General features: G+C 61.8%; 14 protein-coding genes. 9 read left to right on the top strand and 5 right to left on the bottom strand.

The window, feature by feature from the left end; genetic code table 11:
* Positions 1-140: 140 nt before the first annotated feature.
* The 3 genes from ASC85_RS21420 to ASC85_RS21410 form a co-directional block, all read right to left on the bottom strand.
* Positions 141-1,685: a phosphoenolpyruvate carboxykinase gene (locus tag ASC85_RS21420; RefSeq protein ID WP_057451205.1), complete on the bottom strand. Its 1,545-nt coding sequence runs from the start codon at positions 1,683-1,685 to the stop codon at positions 141-143.
* A gap of 178 nt (positions 1,686-1,863) precedes the next feature.
* Entirely contained in the window at positions 1,864-2,766 is a 903-nt protein-coding gene (gene hslO, locus ASC85_RS21415; protein WP_057451204.1) for an Hsp33 family molecular chaperone HslO, read from the bottom strand.
* A 255-nt stretch (positions 2,767-3,021) separates the two neighbouring features.
* The gene (locus tag ASC85_RS21410) at positions 3,022-3,426 is read right to left on the bottom strand and encodes an RNA-binding S4 domain-containing protein (protein ID WP_057451208.1); all 405 of its coding nucleotides are present in this window, start codon (positions 3,424-3,426) and stop codon (positions 3,022-3,024) included.
* A 236-nt stretch (positions 3,427-3,662) separates the two neighbouring features.
* On the opposite strand from ASC85_RS21410, the gene rimB reads away from it, so the two are divergent.
* Positions 3,663-4,145, top strand: coding sequence for a retropepsin-like aspartic endopeptidase RimB (gene rimB / locus ASC85_RS21405; protein WP_003196699.1), 483 nt, complete (start codon positions 3,663-3,665; stop codon positions 4,143-4,145).
* On the top strand, positions 4,142-5,047 hold the full coding sequence (gene rimK / locus ASC85_RS21400; RefSeq protein ID WP_003196697.1) for a 30S ribosomal protein S6--L-glutamate ligase: 906 nt from the start codon (positions 4,142-4,144) through the stop codon (positions 5,045-5,047). The genes rimB and rimK overlap by 4 nt, the downstream gene beginning before the upstream one ends.
* 85 nt (positions 5,048-5,132) lie before the next feature.
* Here the strand turns inward: rimK and ASC85_RS21395 are convergent, their stop codons facing one another.
* On the bottom strand, positions 5,133-6,446 hold the full coding sequence (locus tag ASC85_RS21395; RefSeq protein WP_003196694.1) for an ATP-binding protein: 1,314 nt from the start codon (positions 6,444-6,446) through the stop codon (positions 5,133-5,135).
* Positions 6,447-6,560: 114 nt separating this feature from the next.
* Positions 6,561-7,301 (bottom strand): osmolarity response regulator transcription factor OmpR, encoded by a 741-nt coding sequence (ompR, locus tag ASC85_RS21390; RefSeq protein ID WP_003196691.1) that lies wholly within the window; start codon positions 7,299-7,301, stop codon positions 6,561-6,563.
* Between the two features lie 357 nt (positions 7,302-7,658).
* Here ompR and ASC85_RS21385 point away from each other — a divergent pair, with 357 nt between their 5' ends.
* The 7 genes from ASC85_RS21385 to tauD all read left to right on the top strand — a co-directional run bounded on the left by ASC85_RS21385 (position 7,659) and on the right by tauD (position 16,068).
* Positions 7,659-9,983 carry a Tex family protein gene (locus ASC85_RS21385; RefSeq protein ID WP_057451203.1) on the top strand — a complete coding sequence of 775 codons (2,325 nt, stop codon included), beginning with the start codon at positions 7,659-7,661 and terminating at the stop codon, positions 9,981-9,983.
* Positions 9,983-10,366 (top strand): PaaI family thioesterase, encoded by a 384-nt coding sequence (locus tag ASC85_RS21380; protein WP_014336033.1) that lies wholly within the window; start codon positions 9,983-9,985, stop codon positions 10,364-10,366. Before ASC85_RS21385 ends, ASC85_RS21380 begins: the two co-directional genes overlap by 1 nt.
* Positions 10,367-10,636: 270 nt before the next feature.
* Positions 10,637-12,220 (top strand): glutamate--cysteine ligase, encoded by a 1,584-nt coding sequence (gshA, locus tag ASC85_RS21375; protein WP_057451202.1) that lies wholly within the window; start codon positions 10,637-10,639, stop codon positions 12,218-12,220.
* Between the two features lie 326 nt (positions 12,221-12,546).
* Positions 12,547-13,524 carry a taurine ABC transporter substrate-binding protein gene (gene tauA, locus ASC85_RS21370; protein WP_057451201.1) on the top strand — a complete coding sequence of 326 codons (978 nt, stop codon included), beginning with the start codon at positions 12,547-12,549 and terminating at the stop codon, positions 13,522-13,524.
* A gap of 21 nt (positions 13,525-13,545) precedes the next feature.
* Positions 13,546-14,340 (top strand): taurine ABC transporter ATP-binding subunit, encoded by a 795-nt coding sequence (gene tauB / locus ASC85_RS21365; RefSeq protein WP_057451200.1) that lies wholly within the window; start codon positions 13,546-13,548, stop codon positions 14,338-14,340.
* Complete coding sequence (gene tauC, locus ASC85_RS21360) at positions 14,337-15,176, top strand: taurine ABC transporter permease TauC (protein WP_014336029.1); 840 nt, start codon at positions 14,337-14,339, stop codon at positions 15,174-15,176. The genes tauB and tauC overlap by 4 nt, the downstream gene beginning before the upstream one ends.
* Before the next feature lie 49 nt (positions 15,177-15,225).
* Positions 15,226-16,068, top strand: a complete 843-nt coding sequence (gene tauD / locus ASC85_RS21355) for a taurine dioxygenase (protein ID WP_057451199.1) — start codon at positions 15,226-15,228, stop codon at positions 16,066-16,068.
* Positions 16,069-16,250: the final 182 nt, after the last annotated feature.

Here is a 16,250-nt window from a genome sequence, read left to right as displayed (position 1 = left end):
GTGTAAAGGACTTTCACCTCCAAGTCACCAGCATGGCCACCACAGCCAAACTGGTTGCGCTAACGCGCAACGCGCCATGCCTGGCGCACCCATAAAAAAACCGCCCATGAAGGGCGGCTTTTTCATTCGCTAACCAAGCCTTACAGCTGCGGACCCGCCGCCTTGATCGCGTCGCTCACGTCGAACTTCTTGAAGTTCTCGGTGAACAGACCGGCCAATGCCTTGGCCGCTTCGTCGTAGGCAGCTTTGTCGGCCCAGGTGTTGCGTGGGTTCAACAGGCCAGTCTCGACGCCTGGAACAGCCAGCGGCACGTCCAGGTTGATGATGTCCAGGTGTTCGGTTTCAGCACCGATCAGCGCGCCGCTCTGGATCGCTGCGATCACCGCACGGGTGGTCGGGATGTTGAAACGCTTGCCAACGCCGTAGCCGCCGCCGGTCCAGCCAGTGTTGACCAGGTAGACCTTGGAACCGAAACCACGGATGCGCTTGATCAGCAGCTCAGCGTATTCACCAGCCGGACGCGGGAAGAATGGGGCGCCGAAGCAGGTGGAGAAGGTCGACTTGATGCCGCTGCCCGAACCCATTTCAGTCGAGCCCACCAGTGCGGTGTAGCCGGACAGGAAGTGGTAGGCGGCTTGTTCTTCGCTGAGGATCGACACAGGCGGCAGTACACCGGTCAGGTCGCAGGTCAGGAAGATCACGGCGTTTGGCTCGCCACCGAGGTTTTTCGGTGCGCGTTTTTCGATCAGCTCACGCGGGTAAGCGGCGCGGCTGTTCTGGGTCAGGCTGTCGTCGGCGTAGTCGGCTTTCTTGGTGACCGGGTCCAGGACGACGTTTTCCAGTACGGCGCCGTGCTGAATGGCTTTCCAGATAACAGGCTCGTTCTTCTCGGACAGGTCGATGCACTTGGCGTAGCAGCCGCCTTCGATGTTGAAGACCACGCCCACGCCCCAGCCGTGCTCGTCGTCACCGATCAGGTAACGGCTTTCGTCGGCGGACAGGGTGGTCTTGCCGGTACCCGACAGACCGAAGAACAGGGTCACATCGCCCTCTTCGCCCATGTTGGCGGCGCAGTGCATCGGCAGCACGTCAACAGCCGGCAGCAGGAAGTTCTGCACGGAGAACAGGGCTTTCTTCATTTCACCGGCGTAGCGCATGCCGGCGATCAGCACTTTTTTGGCCGCGAAGTTGATGATCACGGTGCCATCGGAGTTGGTGCCGTCGCGCTCAGGCTCGCAGACGAAGTTCGGTGCGTTGATGATCTGCCATTCATCCTTGCCGCCGGCGTTGTATTGCTCGGGGTTGATGAACAGGCAACGGCCAAACAGGTTGTGCCACGCGGTCTCGGTGGTCATCTTGACTGGCAGGTAGTGCGCAGGATCGGAGCCTACATGCACGTGGGATACGAAACGCTCGCGCTCGCCCAGGTAGGCTTCGAGGCGGTTCCACAGGGCATCGAACTTGTCGGCCGGGAACTTGCGGTTGATCGGGCCCCAGGCGATGGCGTCCTGGGTGGTTGGCTCTTCTACGATGAAACGGTCGACTGGCGAGCGACCGGTACGATGACCGGTACGAACAACCAGCGCGCCAGTATCGGCAAGCTCGCCTTCACCGCGATTCAGGGCTTCTTTGACCAGATCATCGACACTCAGATCGGTGTACACGGCGTTATTGGCTTGCGTCATGAGATTCCCCGTCGGCCCGTGGCCGAGTGCTCCAAACGTTTTGTAGTAGGAAGTCGCGCACTACTACCCGAAAAAAGTGGGCCGGATTATGCCAGAAAACCCCAAAAAGAGTAGGGCCCTCCCGTCAGTACGGCGTAAATCCGGCGTTTGCCAGGAGATTTACCTGCGCTGAATCGTTTTAGTGACGAGTATCTGACGGTGTGTCGACACCCGCACCGGCGAACAATTGCGCGATGTCCGCCGCGTCGAACAGGTAGCGCTCGTTGCAAAACTGGCAATCGATCTCGATGGCACCGCCATGTTCGATCACCAGTTGCTGCGCATCTTCCAGACCCAGACTGACCAGCGCATTGGCGGAACGTTCACGAGAGCAACTGCATTGGAAGCGCAACGGCTGTCCGTCGAACAAGCGTACCTGCTCCTCGTGATAGAGGCGATGCAGCACGGTTTCGTTGTCCAGGCTCAACAGCTCATCGGCGCTCAAGGTGCTGGCCAGAGCGGTGATGTGCTGCCAGCTGGCATCACGTTCTTCCGCGTCGCGAAGGCGATCGGCAGGCAGTTGTTGCAGCAGCAAACCGCGGGCACGCCGCCCGTCGGCGTAGAGCCAGAAGCGGGTATTGGTCTGCTGGGACATGACGAAGTAGTTGGTGAAGCATTCAGCCAGGGTCGCGCCGTCGAGATCGACGATGCCCTGGTAGCGCTTGCCATGGGTCGGGTCGACCGTCAGGGCCAGCACGCCGTCGGGCATCATGTCGGCCAGGGTCGCGTCGGGCGCGATCTGTTCGGCGTGATAACGGGCCAGGCCCCGGATCTCACGTTCGCTGGAGCACTCGATCATCAGCAGCGGCACCGGACCTTCGGAGCGCGCCTGGAGAATCAGCAAGCCATCGAACTTCAAGGTGCCCACCAACAACGCCGCAGCCGCCATCAGCTCGCCGAGCAGTTGTGCGACCGGCTCCGGATAGGCGTGCTTGGCAAGGACTTCGGCGTAGCTACGCTCCAACGCCACCAGCTCGCCACGGGCGTCGCTGTCATCGAAGATGAAACGTTGGGTGTAGTCGGTATCCGGTAAATCAGTCATAGGGTCTGGTATCTGAGGTGATGACAAATGATGGCGGGCATTTTATGGGCATTCAGGGTGGGTTCCAAGCAAGGCTTGGGTTTGCCTGACGGGAAGGCGCTGAAGCTTGCTCCCGCTGGATCGGAGGTACTGGCGTAGGAGCTGTCGAGTGCAACGAGGCTGCGATCTTTCCCCAGACAATTGAATCTCAAGCGAAAGATCAAAAGATCGCAGGCTTCGCCAGCTCCTACAGCGCCCAGCGGGATGACCGGCGCTTTATTCGCTATTGCTGCCATGAAACTTGAACAGGTCCCGGCGCTGCTTCTTGCTCGGCTTGCCGTCGGTGCTGACCCCCAGGGCGCCGGCCTTGCGTTGCGCGGCGGCGGTTTCGCGCCTGGCGATGCTGGCTTCGGTTTCGCGATATAGCGCCTGGGCTTCAGGCGCGCCGCGACGCACGATCGACAAGGCTTCGACCACCACGGTCTTTTCATCGAAGCCGGTGCGGATGACAAACTCATCGCCAACGCGTGGCTCTTTGCCCGGCTTGCAACGTTCTCCGCGGTGATGAACCTTGCCGCTTTCGATGGCGGTCTTGGCCAGCGCCCGCGTCTTGTAGAATCGCGCCGCCCACAACCATTTATCGAGACGGACCTTGTCGTCCTCTTCCTTTTTTTGTGCCACTGCCATTCCTCTTTTCTGCCAATAGCCGGAACTGTACTACCGTTTTTGTCGGGCGCACGAATCCGGCCCGACGGATAGAATGCCCGCCAAATCGCCTCCACATGCATGGCTTGGCTCGAAATCGGTTACAAGCACAAACAAGCGCGTAGATAACTGTCGCCATTTTGTGATTATTCTGCGTGAATACCGCGATTCGCGGAGTCCACGATCCGATGTACTGATCGCAGGTTTTTTTATTGAAGACTTTTGACCATTTGACCGTTGTCGGTCTGCGCGAGTGGGTGGCGCTCCCGGATCTGGGAGTCGTGGGCCTGCGGGCAAAAATCGACACCGGTGCCAGCACCTCCAGCCTGCATGCCACCGACATCGAGCCATTCGAGCGCGATGGCGAAAAGTGGGTGCGCTTCACTGCGCACCTCGGCACGGTGGTGCAGTTGCGCCATCGCCGCTGCGAAGCGCCACTGGTGGCCCGCAAGACCATAAAGAGTTCCAACGGCCACGCTCAGGTCCGCTACGTGATCAGCACCACGTTGGCACTGGGTGATCGAATCTGGCGGGTCGAGTTCACCCTTGCCTGCCGCAAGTCCATGCGATACCGCCTGTTACTGGGTTCCAAAGCCTTGATCGACGGCCAACTGGTGGTCAATCCGGGTATCAAATACGTTCAAGACAAGCCGGCATTCCCGGTGTCCACTACCTCTGCCACAGGTGTTGCATGAAGATCGCTGTGCTGTCGCGTAATCCGCGTCTGTATTCCACTCGTCGTCTGGTTGAAGCCGGGACCGAACGAGGCCATGAAATGGTGGTGATCGATACCCTGCGCGCCTACATGAACATCGCCAGCCACAAGCCGCAGATCCATTACCGTGGCAAGCCGCTGGAAGGGTTCGATGCGGTGATCCCGCGCATCGGCGCATCGGTGACGTTCTATGGCTGCGCCGTGTTGCGTCAGTTCGAAATGATGGGGGTGTTTCCCCTCAACGAGTCGGTGGCCATCGCCCGCTCCCGGGACAAGCTGCGCTCGCTGCAGTTGCTGTCACGGCGCGGGATCGGCCTGCCGGTAACCGGTTTTGCCCACTCCCCCGACGACATTCCCGACCTGATTGCGATGGTCAACGGCGCACCGCTGGTGATCAAGGTGCTGGAAGGCACCCAGGGCATCGGCGTGGTCCTGTGTGAAACCGCGACGGCGGCGGAATCGGTGATCGAGGCGTTCATGGGCCTTAAGCAAAACATCATGGTCCAGGAGTACATCAAGGAAGCCGGTGGCGCGGACATTCGCTGCTTCGTCGTCGGCGACAAGGTGATTGCCTCGATGAAACGCCAGGCCAAGCCCGGAGAGTTCCGCTCCAACCTGCATCGCGGCGGCAGTGCCAGCCTGATCAAGATCACCCCGGAAGAACGCATGACCGCCCTGCGGGCCGCGAAAGTCATGGGCCTGGCCGTGGCGGGCGTGGACATCCTGCGCTCCAACCACGGACCGCTGGTGATGGAAGTCAACTCCTCGCCAGGCCTGGAAGGGATCGAGACCACCACGAGCAAGAACGTGGCCGGGATCATCATTGAGCATTTGGAAAAGAATGGCGGGCCGAACATGACCCGGACCAAGGGTAAAGGTTGAGGAGCAGCTGCAAGCAGCAAGTTTCAAGCTGCAAGCCAAGCTGCTTCCAACTTGCAGCTTGAAGCTCGCGGCTTGCTGCTGTCTCCTATACTGCATCCCGAGGCAGCATCAAGCCCAACGGCAAGCGCACCCGAGCTTCCAGCCCACCACCGACGCGGTTACGCAGCTCGACGTTGCCGCCGTGCATCGAGGCGATGCGCTTGACGATGGCCAGGCCCAGCCCCGTACCCTTCCCGCCCCGGGCGCGATCACCGCGAGTGAAGGGGTTGAAAATGGCTTCCAGCTCAGAAGGATCGATGCCGGCGCCACGGTCCATGACGCTCAGCACCACATAAGGCGCGCTGGTATCACCGGAGACATAAGCCGCGACTTCGACGCCGGTGCCAGCATGGTTCAGCGCATTGCCGATCAGGTTGTTCAGCAAACGCTTCATCGACACCCGGCGCAACGGGAACGGTTGGATCGGCTCCAGGCGCAGGTGCACTTTCTCATCGTTCTGGTTATAGGGCGCGGCCACCTCCCGCACCAATTCACTGAGGTCCACCTCTTCCACAGACTCGTCACGACCGTCGCGAATGAACGCCAGGAACTGGTCAAGAATCGCGTCCATGTCCTCGATGTCGCGGACCATCTCGTCGGTCAGGTCGGTGTGCTCGCCCATCAACTCCAGCGACAACCGCAGCCGGGTCAGCGGCGTGCGCAGGTCATGGGAGACACCAGCGAGCATCAGTTCGCGCTCGCGCCCGGCCTGTTCGACATCCTCGGCCATCTGGTTGAAGGCACGGTAGACCTCGGTCATCTCGCTGGGCGTATCGCTGATGGGCAGCCGCACGCTACGCCCCTGGCCCAGTTGGCGGGCGGCGTAGACCAGGCGTTTCAACGGTTGGTTGAGCTGGCTGACGAAGATCCACGCCGACGCCGTCGACAGCAGGCCGATGGCCAGGAACCAGCCGAGCACGTTCCAGATTTTCTGGCCGCGCAGCGGATGCGGGTACAACGGCACTTTCAGCCAGCCGTCCCCCAGGCTCGGGGCTCGTACCCACAGCGCCGGCGGCGAGTGCATGCGTAATCGCACCTCGGTATCGGCACCCAGTTCGGCCTGCATCTGGCGTTGATAGATCTCGCTGTAGGGCCAGTGCTGCTCGCCCTCCGGCACGCCGGCACCGACGACGCGGATCAGCGTCGCCGCCTCGGCAATTTTCGCTCGGTTGGTTTCGTCCGCCGCCCAATAGGCCCGCAGGGTCAAGGCAACACCGTGGCTGTACTGCCGGTCCACGAGAACGTCTTCGTTCATCAGCAGGTACACCAGCGTCAGTGCCTTGGAGAAGAGCACGACGATCAGCACCAGCCAGAGGGTGCGGGAGAAGAAACTCTGGGGGAACCAAACGGGGGTTTTCATGAATAACCGCTACACACTTGCAGGAGCGAGCGATGCTCGCACAATGACAGACCGCGAGTCGCCTGGAAGAAGACATTTCAACCGGCCAGGCCACCCGCTCCTACAAATCGCCGATCACTTGCTGGCGGCGCCATCCGGTACGAACACATAACCCACGCCCCAGACGGTCTGGATGTACCGCGGCTTGGAAGGATCGGGTTCGATCATCCGGCGCAGACGGGAAATCTGCACGTCGATGGAGCGCTCCAGCGCATCCCACTCACGACCACGGGCCAGGTTCATCAGTTTGTCCCGGGTCAGCGGCTGGCGAGCGTTCATCACCAGGGCCTTGAGCACGGCGAACTCGCCGGTGGTGAGCATGTGGACCTCATCGCCGCGCTTGAGCTCGCGAGTGGCCAGGGACAGCTCATAGTCGCCGAAGGTCACGCTTTCATCTTCGCTACCCGGCGCGCCAGGTACCGGCGCCGACTGACGACGCAGCACCGCCTTGACCCGGGCCATCAGCTCGTCGGGGTTGAACGGCTTGGCCAGGTAATCGTCGGCGCCCAGTTCAAGGCCCTTGATACGGCTCAACTCGTCGCCCTTGGCGGTGAGCATGATGATCGGGATCTGATTGTTGGCGCCGCGCAGGCGGCGGCAGGCTGTCAGGCCGTCTTCACCGGGCAGCATCAGGTCGAGCACCACCAGGTTGAAAACTTCACGGGCCAGCAGTCGATCCATTTGCTCGGTGTTCGGTACGGTACGGGCGCGGTAGCCCTTGCTGACGAAAAAGCGTTCCAGCAAGCTGCTCAGCCCCGGATCGTCGTCAACAATAAGAATTTTTTCGCCTTCAGCAGTTTGTGCAGTGCTGCTCATAGGAAGCTCCTTTGATCTCGGCGCGCATTATGGCCTAGCTGCCGTTATACGCACCGTGTGCATTGTTAGCAGATTTTTCCTCTATCACCACAAAACCGGGCATCAAGCCTACAGACCATGTCCCCCCCTCAGGACGGAACGCTGGTTATAATGCGCGGCCTTTTGTGCCAGGGAATGCCGGATCGTGACCCGGCGTGCCATTTTTTTCCCCTTGGCCAGGCAGCACTTTTTGAATTTCGCGGGTCAACAGGCAGCCTTTTGACCCAGGCAGCGGCGCATGCCAGGCCGCTCAACCAGTCTCGCCGAGCGCTGTTTCTGCGGTGGCGAGCCTGATTTCACAATTTGTCAGGTGGTTTTATGGACAGCATCAACAGCCGCATCGCCGAGGAACTCGGTGTACGCCCACAACAGGTCGAAGCGGCCGTCGCGCTACTCGATGAAGGCTCCACGGTGCCTTTCATCGCCCGTTACCGGAAAGAAGTGACCGGCAGCCTCGATGACACCCAATTGCGGCATCTGGAAGAACGCCTGCGCTACCTGCGAGAACTCGACGAACGGCGCATCAGCATCCTGGCCAGCATTCAGGAGCAGGGCAAGCTGACCCCGCAACTTGAGCGCGACATCAAGCTGGCCGACACCAAGACCCGCCTCGAAGACTTGTACCTGCCCTACAAGCAAAAGCGCCGCACCAAGGGCCAGATCGCCCTGGAAGCCGGCCTCGGCGAGCTGGCCGACGGCCTGTTCAACGACCCGACCCTGGCCCCGGAAGCCGAAGCCGCGCGCTTCGTCGATGCCGAAAAAGGCGTGGCGGACGTGAAAGCGGCGCTGGAAGGCGCCAAGTACATCCTCATGGAGCGTTTCGCCGAAGACGCCAACCTGCTGGAAAAACTGCGTAACTACCTCAAGCAGGAAGCCACCCTTAGCGCCCGGGTGATCGCCGGCAAGGAAGAGGAAGGCGCGAAGTTCCGCGACTACTTCGAACACGACGAACCGCTCAAGAGCATGCCGTCCCACCGCGCCCTGGCGATTTTCCGTGGTCGCAACGAAGGCATTCTCAGCTCCGCACTGAAAGTCGGTGAAGAATTGCCCGGCACCATGCACCCGTGCGAAGGCATGATCGGCCAGCAGTTCGGCATCCAGAACCAGAGTCGCGCCGCCGACAAATGGCTGGCCGAAGTGGTGCGCTGGACCTGGAAGGTCAAGCTCTACACCCACCTGGAAACCGACCTGCTGGGCGAGTTGCGCGATAACGCCGAGACCGAGGCGATCAACGTGTTCGCCCACAACCTGCACGACCTGCTGCTGGCCGCACCGGCCGGCCCACGCGCCACCCTGGGCCTGGACCCGGGCCTGCGCACCGGTTGCAAGGTGGCCGTGGTGGATTCCACCGGCAAGCTGCTGGACCACGCCACGGTCTACCCGCACGTGCCGCACAACAAGTGGGACCAGACCCTCGCCGTGCTCGCCGCCCTGTGCGCCAAGCATTCGGTGGACCTGATCGCCATCGGCAACGGCACCGCCAGCCGCGAGACCGACAAGCTGGCCGCCGAGCTGATCAAGAAATACCCAGCCATGAAGATGACCAAGGTCATGGTCTCCGAGGCCGGCGCTTCGGTTTACTCGGCGTCGGAACTGGCTTCCAAGGAATTCCCGGACCTGGACGTGTCGATCCGTGGCGCGGTATCCATCGCCCGTCGCCTGCAGGATCCACTGGCGGAACTGGTGAAGATCGACCCGAAATCCATCGGTGTCGGCCAGTACCAGCACGACGTTTCCCAACTGAAACTGGCGCGAGGCCTGGACGCGGTGGTGGAAGATTGCGTGAACGCCGTGGGTGTTGACGTGAACACCGCTTCGGTGGCGCTGTTGGCGCGTATCTCCGGCCTGAACGCCACCCTGGCGCAGAACATCGTCACCCACCGTGACGAACACGGCGCGTTCAAGACCCGCGCCGCGTTGAAGAAAGTCCCGCGCCTGGGTGAAAAGACCTTCGAACAGGCCGCCGGCTTCCTGCGGGTAATGAACGGCGATAACCCGCTGGACTCCTCCGCTGTCCACCCTGAAGCCTACCCGCTGGTGCAACGCATCGCCGCCCAGACCGACCGCGACATTCGTTCGCTGATCGGTGATGCCGGGTTCCTCAAGCGCCTGGATCCGAAGAAATTCACCGACGAAACCTTCGGCCTGCCCACCGTCACCGACATCCTCCAGGAACTGGAGAAACCGGGCCGCGACCCGCGCCCCGAGTTCAAGACCGCCGAGTTCCAGGACGGCGTCGAAGACCTCAAGGACCTGCAACCGGGCATGATCCTCGAAGGCGTGGTGACCAACGTCACCAACTTCGGTGCCTTCGTCGACATCGGCGTGCACCAGGACGGTCTGGTGCACATCTCGGCCTTGTCCGAGAAGTTCATCAAGGACCCCCGCGAAGCGGTGAAGGCCGGTGATGTGGTGAAAGTGAAGGTCATGGAAGTCGACATCCCGCGCAAACGCGTCGGCCTGTCGATGCGCATGAGCGACACACCGGGCGAGAAAGTCGACGGTGCCCGTGGTGCGCGTCCTGGCTCGACGCCTCGTCAGTCGCAGAACACCGCGCCACGCAAGGAGACCACCACCGCGGCTCCGTCCAACAACGCCATGGCCTCGTTGTTCGCCAACGCCAAGCAGTTGAAGAAACGCTGATGGACGTGCCAGCCGGGTTGGTGGAAAGCGCGTTTTTCAAGCTGCTCGGCTGCCGTCTGCACAGCCTTGGGGACGGGGTGGCGCAAGTCGCCCTGAGCCTTGAGCCGCCGCTGCGCAATCGCGGCGGCAAGCTGCACGGCGGCGCGCTGTTCAGCCTGGTGGACATCGCCATGGGACTGGCTTGCTCCAGTGTCCATGGCTTTGACCAGCAGAGCGCGACCATCGAATGCAAGATCAACTATATTCGCGCCGTGTCCGACGGCGACGTGTTGTGCACCGCCCGGGTCATCCACCCGGGCCGGCGCACGCTGGTGGTCGAGGCCGAGGTGATGCAAGGCGACAAACTGGTCGCAAAAGCGCAAGGCACGTTCGCTGTCCTATAGCTCCCTGTCATCGATTTGAGTTAATTTCGATGCCACGAATGCCGCGCCGAAACCCCTTGTGGGAGCGAGCCTGCTCGCGATAGCGGTGGACCAGTCAATATAAAAGTTGACTGACAGACCGCTATCGCGAGCAGGCTCGCTCCCACAGGGGGTGTGATGATTGTCTTTGGCAGCATGAAAACCAGGCGAAAACGCCAGTTTTAACTTCACCCTTGTAGACCGTCTTGCCCACCCCCATATTGGGGCGACTGACGCGTGAAGGAATTCAACTTGAGCGACCTTTTAAACCGCCGCCTGGCCCTGCTCGGCGAGCGCGCCAACCTCTCCCTGCTCGAACAGTGCCTGCACGGCATCGAGCGTGAATGCCTGCGCGTCACTGGCGATGGGCACTTGGCGCAGACCCCGCATCCCAAGGCCCTGGGTTCGGCGTTGACCAACGAACAGATCACTACCGACTATTCCGAGTCGCTGCTGGAGTTCATCACGCCGGCCCTGGCCAACCCGGCCGATACCCTGCGCAGCCTCGACAGGATCCACCGGTTTGCCTACAGCAAACTTGGCGACGAGTACCTGTGGAGCCCTTCGATGCCGTGCCCACTGCCGGCGGAAGAGGACATCCCGATCGCGTATTACGGCACCTCGAACATCGGTCGGCTCAAGTACGTCTATCGCAAGGGCCTGGCCCTGCGCTACGGCAAGACCATGCAATGCATTGCCGGGATCCACTACAACTTTTCCCTGCCGGAAAAGCTCTGGCCCCTGCTCCGGCAGGCCGAAGGCGTCGAGGCCAGCGACCGTGACTTCCAGTCGTCGGCCTACATCGCGCTGATCCGCAATTTCCGCCGCTACAGCTGGTTGCTGATGTACCTGTTCGGTGCCTCGCCGGCCCTGGACGCCGGTTTCCTGCGGGGTCGCCCGCACCAGTTGGAGCAACTGGACCCGGACACCTTGTACCTGCCCTACGCCACCAGCCTGCGCATGAGCGACCTGGGTTACCAGAGCAACGCCCAGGCCGGCCTCACGCCTTGCTACAACGACCTGGCCAGCTACACCGACAGCCTGCGCAAAGCCGTGGCGACGCCTTATGCGCCGTACGTCGAAGTCGGCACCCACCAGAACGGCGAGTGGGTGCAGCTCAACACCAACATCCTGCAGATCGAAAACGAGTACTACTCCAACATCCGCCCCAAACGCGTGACCTACACCGGCGAGCGGCCGATCCAGGCCTTGATGGCCCGGGGTATCCAGTACGTCGAAGTGCGTTGCCTGGACATCAACCCGTTCCTGCCGATGGGCATCGACCTCACCGAGTCGCGATTCCTCGATGCTTTCCTGCTGTATTGCGGCCTCAATGACAGCCCGCAGCTGGAAAACAACGAATGCAGTAACGCCACCAGCAATTTCCTGACCGTGGTCAAGAAAGGCCGCAAGCCTGGCCTGCAATTGCAGCGCCAGGGTCAATCGGTGGACATGCAGGCCTGGGCCGTCGAATTGCTGGAAAAAATCGCGCCGTTGGCCTCGCTGCTCGACCAGAGCCAAGGTGGCGATGCCCACCGCCAGGCACTGGACGCGCAATTGGCGAAAGTCCGCGACCCATCCCTGACGCCCTCCGCCCAGGTGCTGGCCGCCATGGCCGAACATCAGGAAAGCTTCGCCCAGTTCTCCCTGCGCCAAAGCAAGGCCCACGCCGAATTCTTCCGCGCCGAGCCTTTGCCTGCCCAGGAACAGGCTGCATTCGAAGAAACCGCCCGTGAATCCCTGGTTCAACAAACTGAGCTGGAGCAGAACGAGGTGGGAGATTTCGACGTGTTCGTGGGTTCGTATCAGGCGAGCATCCTGGCGATCAGCAACTGACCCCTCTTTGACGAGGACGCTTCGCTGGACTGCACTGTAGGAGCTGCCGAAGGCTGCGACTTTTGATCTTTCGCTTGAGATTCAAGTGTCTGGGGAAAGATCGCAGCCTCGTTGCACTCGACAGCTCCTACACAGCTCCTACACAGCTCCTACACAGTTCCTACAGCCGAGCGGGAGCAAGATCCCTCGCCACAAGGGTTCTCAGTCGTGTCTTATAGATTTTTTCGAAAATAAGCTCATTCGAAAAAGTTATTTATTTTCCAATTCTTAGATCATTTAGTCTCCTTCAACGCCGAATAACCGGCGGCCTGTTGAGGAGCTTTGCCATGTCTTTGAGTTTCCCCCTCCGCCTTCTCGCGGCCGCCTCCCTGGCTGCAACGAGTCTTTTTGCCCAGGCGACCGACCTGACCGTCGCTTACCAGACCACCGTCGACCCGGCCAAAGTCGCCCAGGCCGATGGTGCCTACGAAAAAGCCACCCAGGCCAAGATCGACTGGCGCAAGTTCGACAACGGCGCCGATGTCATCACCGCCATCGCCTCGGGCGACGTGCAGATCGGCTACCTCGGTTCCAGCCCGTTGACCGCAGCCATCACCCGCAAGGTCCCGGTGGAAACCTTCCTCATCGCCACCCAGATCGGCGCCGCCGAAGCCCTGGTGGTTCGTGATGGTTCGGGCATCAACGCCCCACAAGACCTGATCGGCAAGAAAATCGCCGTGCCATTCGTGTCCACCGGGCACTACAGCCTGCTCGCCGCGTTGAAGCACTGGAACATCGACCCGTCGAAAGTCACCGTACTCAACCTGGCGCCACCGGCCATCATTGCCGCCTGGAAGCGCGGCGACATCGACGCCACCTACGTCTGGGACCCGGCCCTGGGCGTGGCCAAGGAAAACGGCAAGGTGCTGATCACCTCCGCGGAACTGGCGAAGTTCGGCGCCCCGACCTTCGACGCCTGGATCGTGCGCAAGGACTTCGCCCAGAAGCATCCTGAAATTGTCACAGCCTTCGCCAAAGTGACCCTGGATGCCTACGCCCAGTACCGCAAGGACCCACAAGCCTGGCTGGCCGATACGTCCAACGTCGACAAACTGGTGAAACTCTCCGGCGCCAAGGCCAGCGATATCCCGCTGTTGCTGCAAGGCAACGTCTTTCCCCTCGCGGCCGATCAGGTCGTGAGCCTCGGCGCACCGACCACCCAAGCCATCACCGACACCGCAGCGTTCCTCAAGGAGCAAGGCAAGGTCGAAGCCGTGCTGCCGGACTACGCGCCTTACGTCAGCGCCAAATACATCACTCGTTGAGCAGGAAAAGGGAGACACGCGATGGCCTTGCTACAGCTGGAGCGCATCAGCGCACAGTACCCCGGCGCGGCGGAACCGGTGCTGGCGGATATTTCCCTGACCCTGGGGCCCCAGCAATTGCTGGTTGCCCTCGGCCCGTCCGGCAGTGGCAAGACATCGCTGTTGAACCTGATTGCCGGGTTCGTCGAGCCCAGCGCCGGGCAGATCACCCTCGACGGCACGCCGGTCAAGGGCCCTGGCGCCGAGCGCGGCGTGGTGTTCCAGGACGATGCGCTGCTGCCTTGGCAGGACGTGCTGGCCAACGTTGGGTTCGGCCTGGAACTGGCTGGGGTCGGCAAGCAAAAGCGTGAAGCCCGGGCCCGGGAAATGCTTGCTTTGGTGGACCTGGCCGGTTTCGAGCAGCGCCGTGTCTGGCAGCTCTCCGGCGGCCAGAAGCAACGCGTCGGCCTGGCCCGGGCACTGGCGGCCGACCCGCGCGTGCTGTTGATGGACGAACCTTTCGGGGCGCTGGACGCCTTCACCCGCGAGCAGATGCAGGAACTGTTGCTGCAGGTCTGGCAGCGCACCGCCAAGCCGGTGTTCCTGATCACCCATGACATTGAAGAAGCCGTGTTCCTCGCCACTGACTTGATTCTGTTGGCACCGAACCCAGGGCAGATCGTCGAGCGCCTGAGCCTGGATTTCGGCCAGCGCTACGGGGCCGGGGAATCGGCGCGGTCGATCAAGTCCGACCCGCGCTTTATCGAAACCCGCGAGCATGTGCTCGCCAAGGTGTTCTCCCAACGCAGCGCCACTCGGCCACAGGAGCGCGCATGAGCAGCTACGAAATTCCAGCCGCTGTCAGTGAAACGACGAGCAAGCGCCCGGCCGGCGGCTTGAGGCCCAGCCTGAGTACGCGCTGGATCAGCGGCTTGACCCTGATCGCACTGCTGGCGGTCTGGTGGGCCGTCACCGCCAGCGGCCTGATCGAACCGCTGTTCCTGCCCTCGCCGTCTGCCGTACTGCAAAAAGGTTGGCTGCTGGCGACCAGCGGCTACATGGACTCGACCCTCTGGCAGCACCTGGCCGCCAGCCTTGAACGCATCGGCCTGGGCCTGTTGTTCGCCGTGCTGACGGCGGTGCCGGTGGGCATCGCCATTGGCGCCAACCGCATCGCTCGCGGCGTGCTCGACCCGTTGATCGAGTTCTACCGGCCGATTCCGCCGTTGGCTTACTTGCCGTTGATCGTGATCTGGTGCGGCATCGGCGAGTTGTCAAAGGTGCTGTTGATCTACCTGGCGATCTTCGCCCCGATTGCCATCGCCACCGCCACCGGTGTGCGCACTGTGGACCGGGCCAAGCTACGCGCTGCGCAATCGTTGGGCGCCACGCGGGCCCAGTTGATTCGCCATGTGATCGTGCCCAGTGCCTTGCCGGACATCCTCACCGGCATTCGCATTGGCCTGGGCGTGGGTTGGTCGACGCTGGTGGCCGCCGAGCTGATCGCCGCCACCAGCGGCCTGGGGTTCATGGTGCAGTCAGCGGCGCAGTTCCTGGTCACCGACGTGGTGGTACTGGGGATCCTGGTGATCGCACTGATCGCCTTCGCCATGGAAATGGGCCTGCGCGCCCTGCAACGCAAACTGGTGCCGTGGCACGGCCAGGCCCATTGATACCCAATGACTACGCCGACCATTCGGCGCCCAATCCGAGAACTCGACGATGAACCGCCCGACCATTACTCCCTTGAGCACAGCCCTCGGCGCGCAGATCAGTGGGATCGATATCAGCCAGCCGCTGAGCCCGGAACATCGCGAGGCCATCGAGCAGGCCTTGCTCAAGCATCAGGTGGTGTTCTTTCGCGACCAGCTGATCGACCCGACGCAACAAGCGCGTTTCGCCGCGTATTTTGGCGACCTGCACATTCACCCGATCTACCCCAACGTACCGGAGCAGCCCGAAGTATTGGTGCTCGACACCGCCGTCACCGATGTCCGCGACAACGCCGTGTGGCACACCGACGTGACTTTTTTACCGACGCCGGCCATGGGCGCGGTGCTCAGCGCCAAGCTACTGCCGGCGTTTGGCGGCGACACGTTGTGGGCCAGCGGCATCGCGGCCTACGAAGCGCTGTCAGCCCCTTTGAAACGTTTGCTGGAAGGCCTGACAGCGACCCACGATTTCACCCGGTCCTTTCCATTGGAACGGTTTGGCAACACCGCCGAAGACCTGGCGCGCTGGGAAGCCGCACGGCGGAAAAACCCGCCACTGTCCCATCCGGTGATCCGCACTCATCCGGTGAGCGGGCGACGGTCGCTGTTCGTCAATGAAGGCTTCACGACACGGATCAACGAGCTGTCGGAAACCGAAAGCGAGGTGATCCTGAAACTGCTCTTCGCCCACGCCACCCGCCCGGAGTTCACCCTGCGCTGGCGCTGGCAGGTCAACGACGTGGCGTTCTGGGACAACCGCGTCACCCAGCACTTTGCCGTGGATGACTACCGCCCCGCCCGCCGGGTGATGCACCGGGCGACGGTGTTGGGGGATGTGCCGTTTTTCAGGTGAGGCACCGAGTCTGAATTGCTCTTGTGGCGAGGGGATTTATCCCCGCGGGGCTGCGAAGCGGCCCCAATACATCTAAATGCGATCGGCCTGACACACCGGGGTGACAGGATTTGGGGCTGCTGCGCAGCCCAGCGGGGATAAATCCCCTCGCCACAGGATTGTGTATTCAGCCGATCATTGCA

It is taken from the genome of Pseudomonas sp. Root401, assembly GCF_001425105.1.
GTDB classification, from domain to species: domain Bacteria; phylum Pseudomonadota; class Gammaproteobacteria; order Pseudomonadales; family Pseudomonadaceae; genus Aquipseudomonas; species Aquipseudomonas brassicacearum.
Note: the sequence above shows the minus strand (reverse complement) of the source record. Positions and strands in the feature narration are given on the sequence as shown.

Bases quoted from the DNA above. Each gene is read 5' to 3' on its own strand.
- tauC (WP_014336029.1), top strand. From the start codon at position 14,337: ATGAGCAGCTACGAAATTCCAGCCGCTGTCAGTGAAACGACGAGCAAG.
- ASC85_RS21420 (WP_057451205.1), bottom strand. From the start codon at position 1,685: ATGACGCAAGCCAATAACGCCGTGTACACCGATCTGAGTGTCGATGAT.
- hslO (WP_057451204.1), bottom strand. From the start codon at position 2,766: ATGACTGATTTACCGGATACCGACTACACCCAACGTTTCATCTTCGAT.
- tauD (WP_057451199.1), top strand. From the start codon at position 15,226: ATGAACCGCCCGACCATTACTCCCTTGAGCACAGCCCTCGGCGCGCAG.
- ASC85_RS21380 (WP_014336033.1), top strand. From the start codon at position 9,983: ATGGACGTGCCAGCCGGGTTGGTGGAAAGCGCGTTTTTCAAGCTGCTC.
- tauB (WP_057451200.1), top strand. From the start codon at position 13,546: ATGGCCTTGCTACAGCTGGAGCGCATCAGCGCACAGTACCCCGGCGCG.
- rimK (WP_003196697.1), top strand. From the start codon at position 4,142: ATGAAGATCGCTGTGCTGTCGCGTAATCCGCGTCTGTATTCCACTCGT.
- ompR (WP_003196691.1), bottom strand. From the start codon at position 7,301: ATGAGCAGCACTGCACAAACTGCTGAAGGCGAAAAAATTCTTATTGTT.
- tauA (WP_057451201.1), top strand. From the start codon at position 12,547: ATGTCTTTGAGTTTCCCCCTCCGCCTTCTCGCGGCCGCCTCCCTGGCT.
- ASC85_RS21395 (WP_003196694.1), bottom strand. From the start codon at position 6,446: ATGAAAACCCCCGTTTGGTTCCCCCAGAGTTTCTTCTCCCGCACCCTC.
- ASC85_RS21385 (WP_057451203.1), top strand. From the start codon at position 7,659: ATGGACAGCATCAACAGCCGCATCGCCGAGGAACTCGGTGTACGCCCA.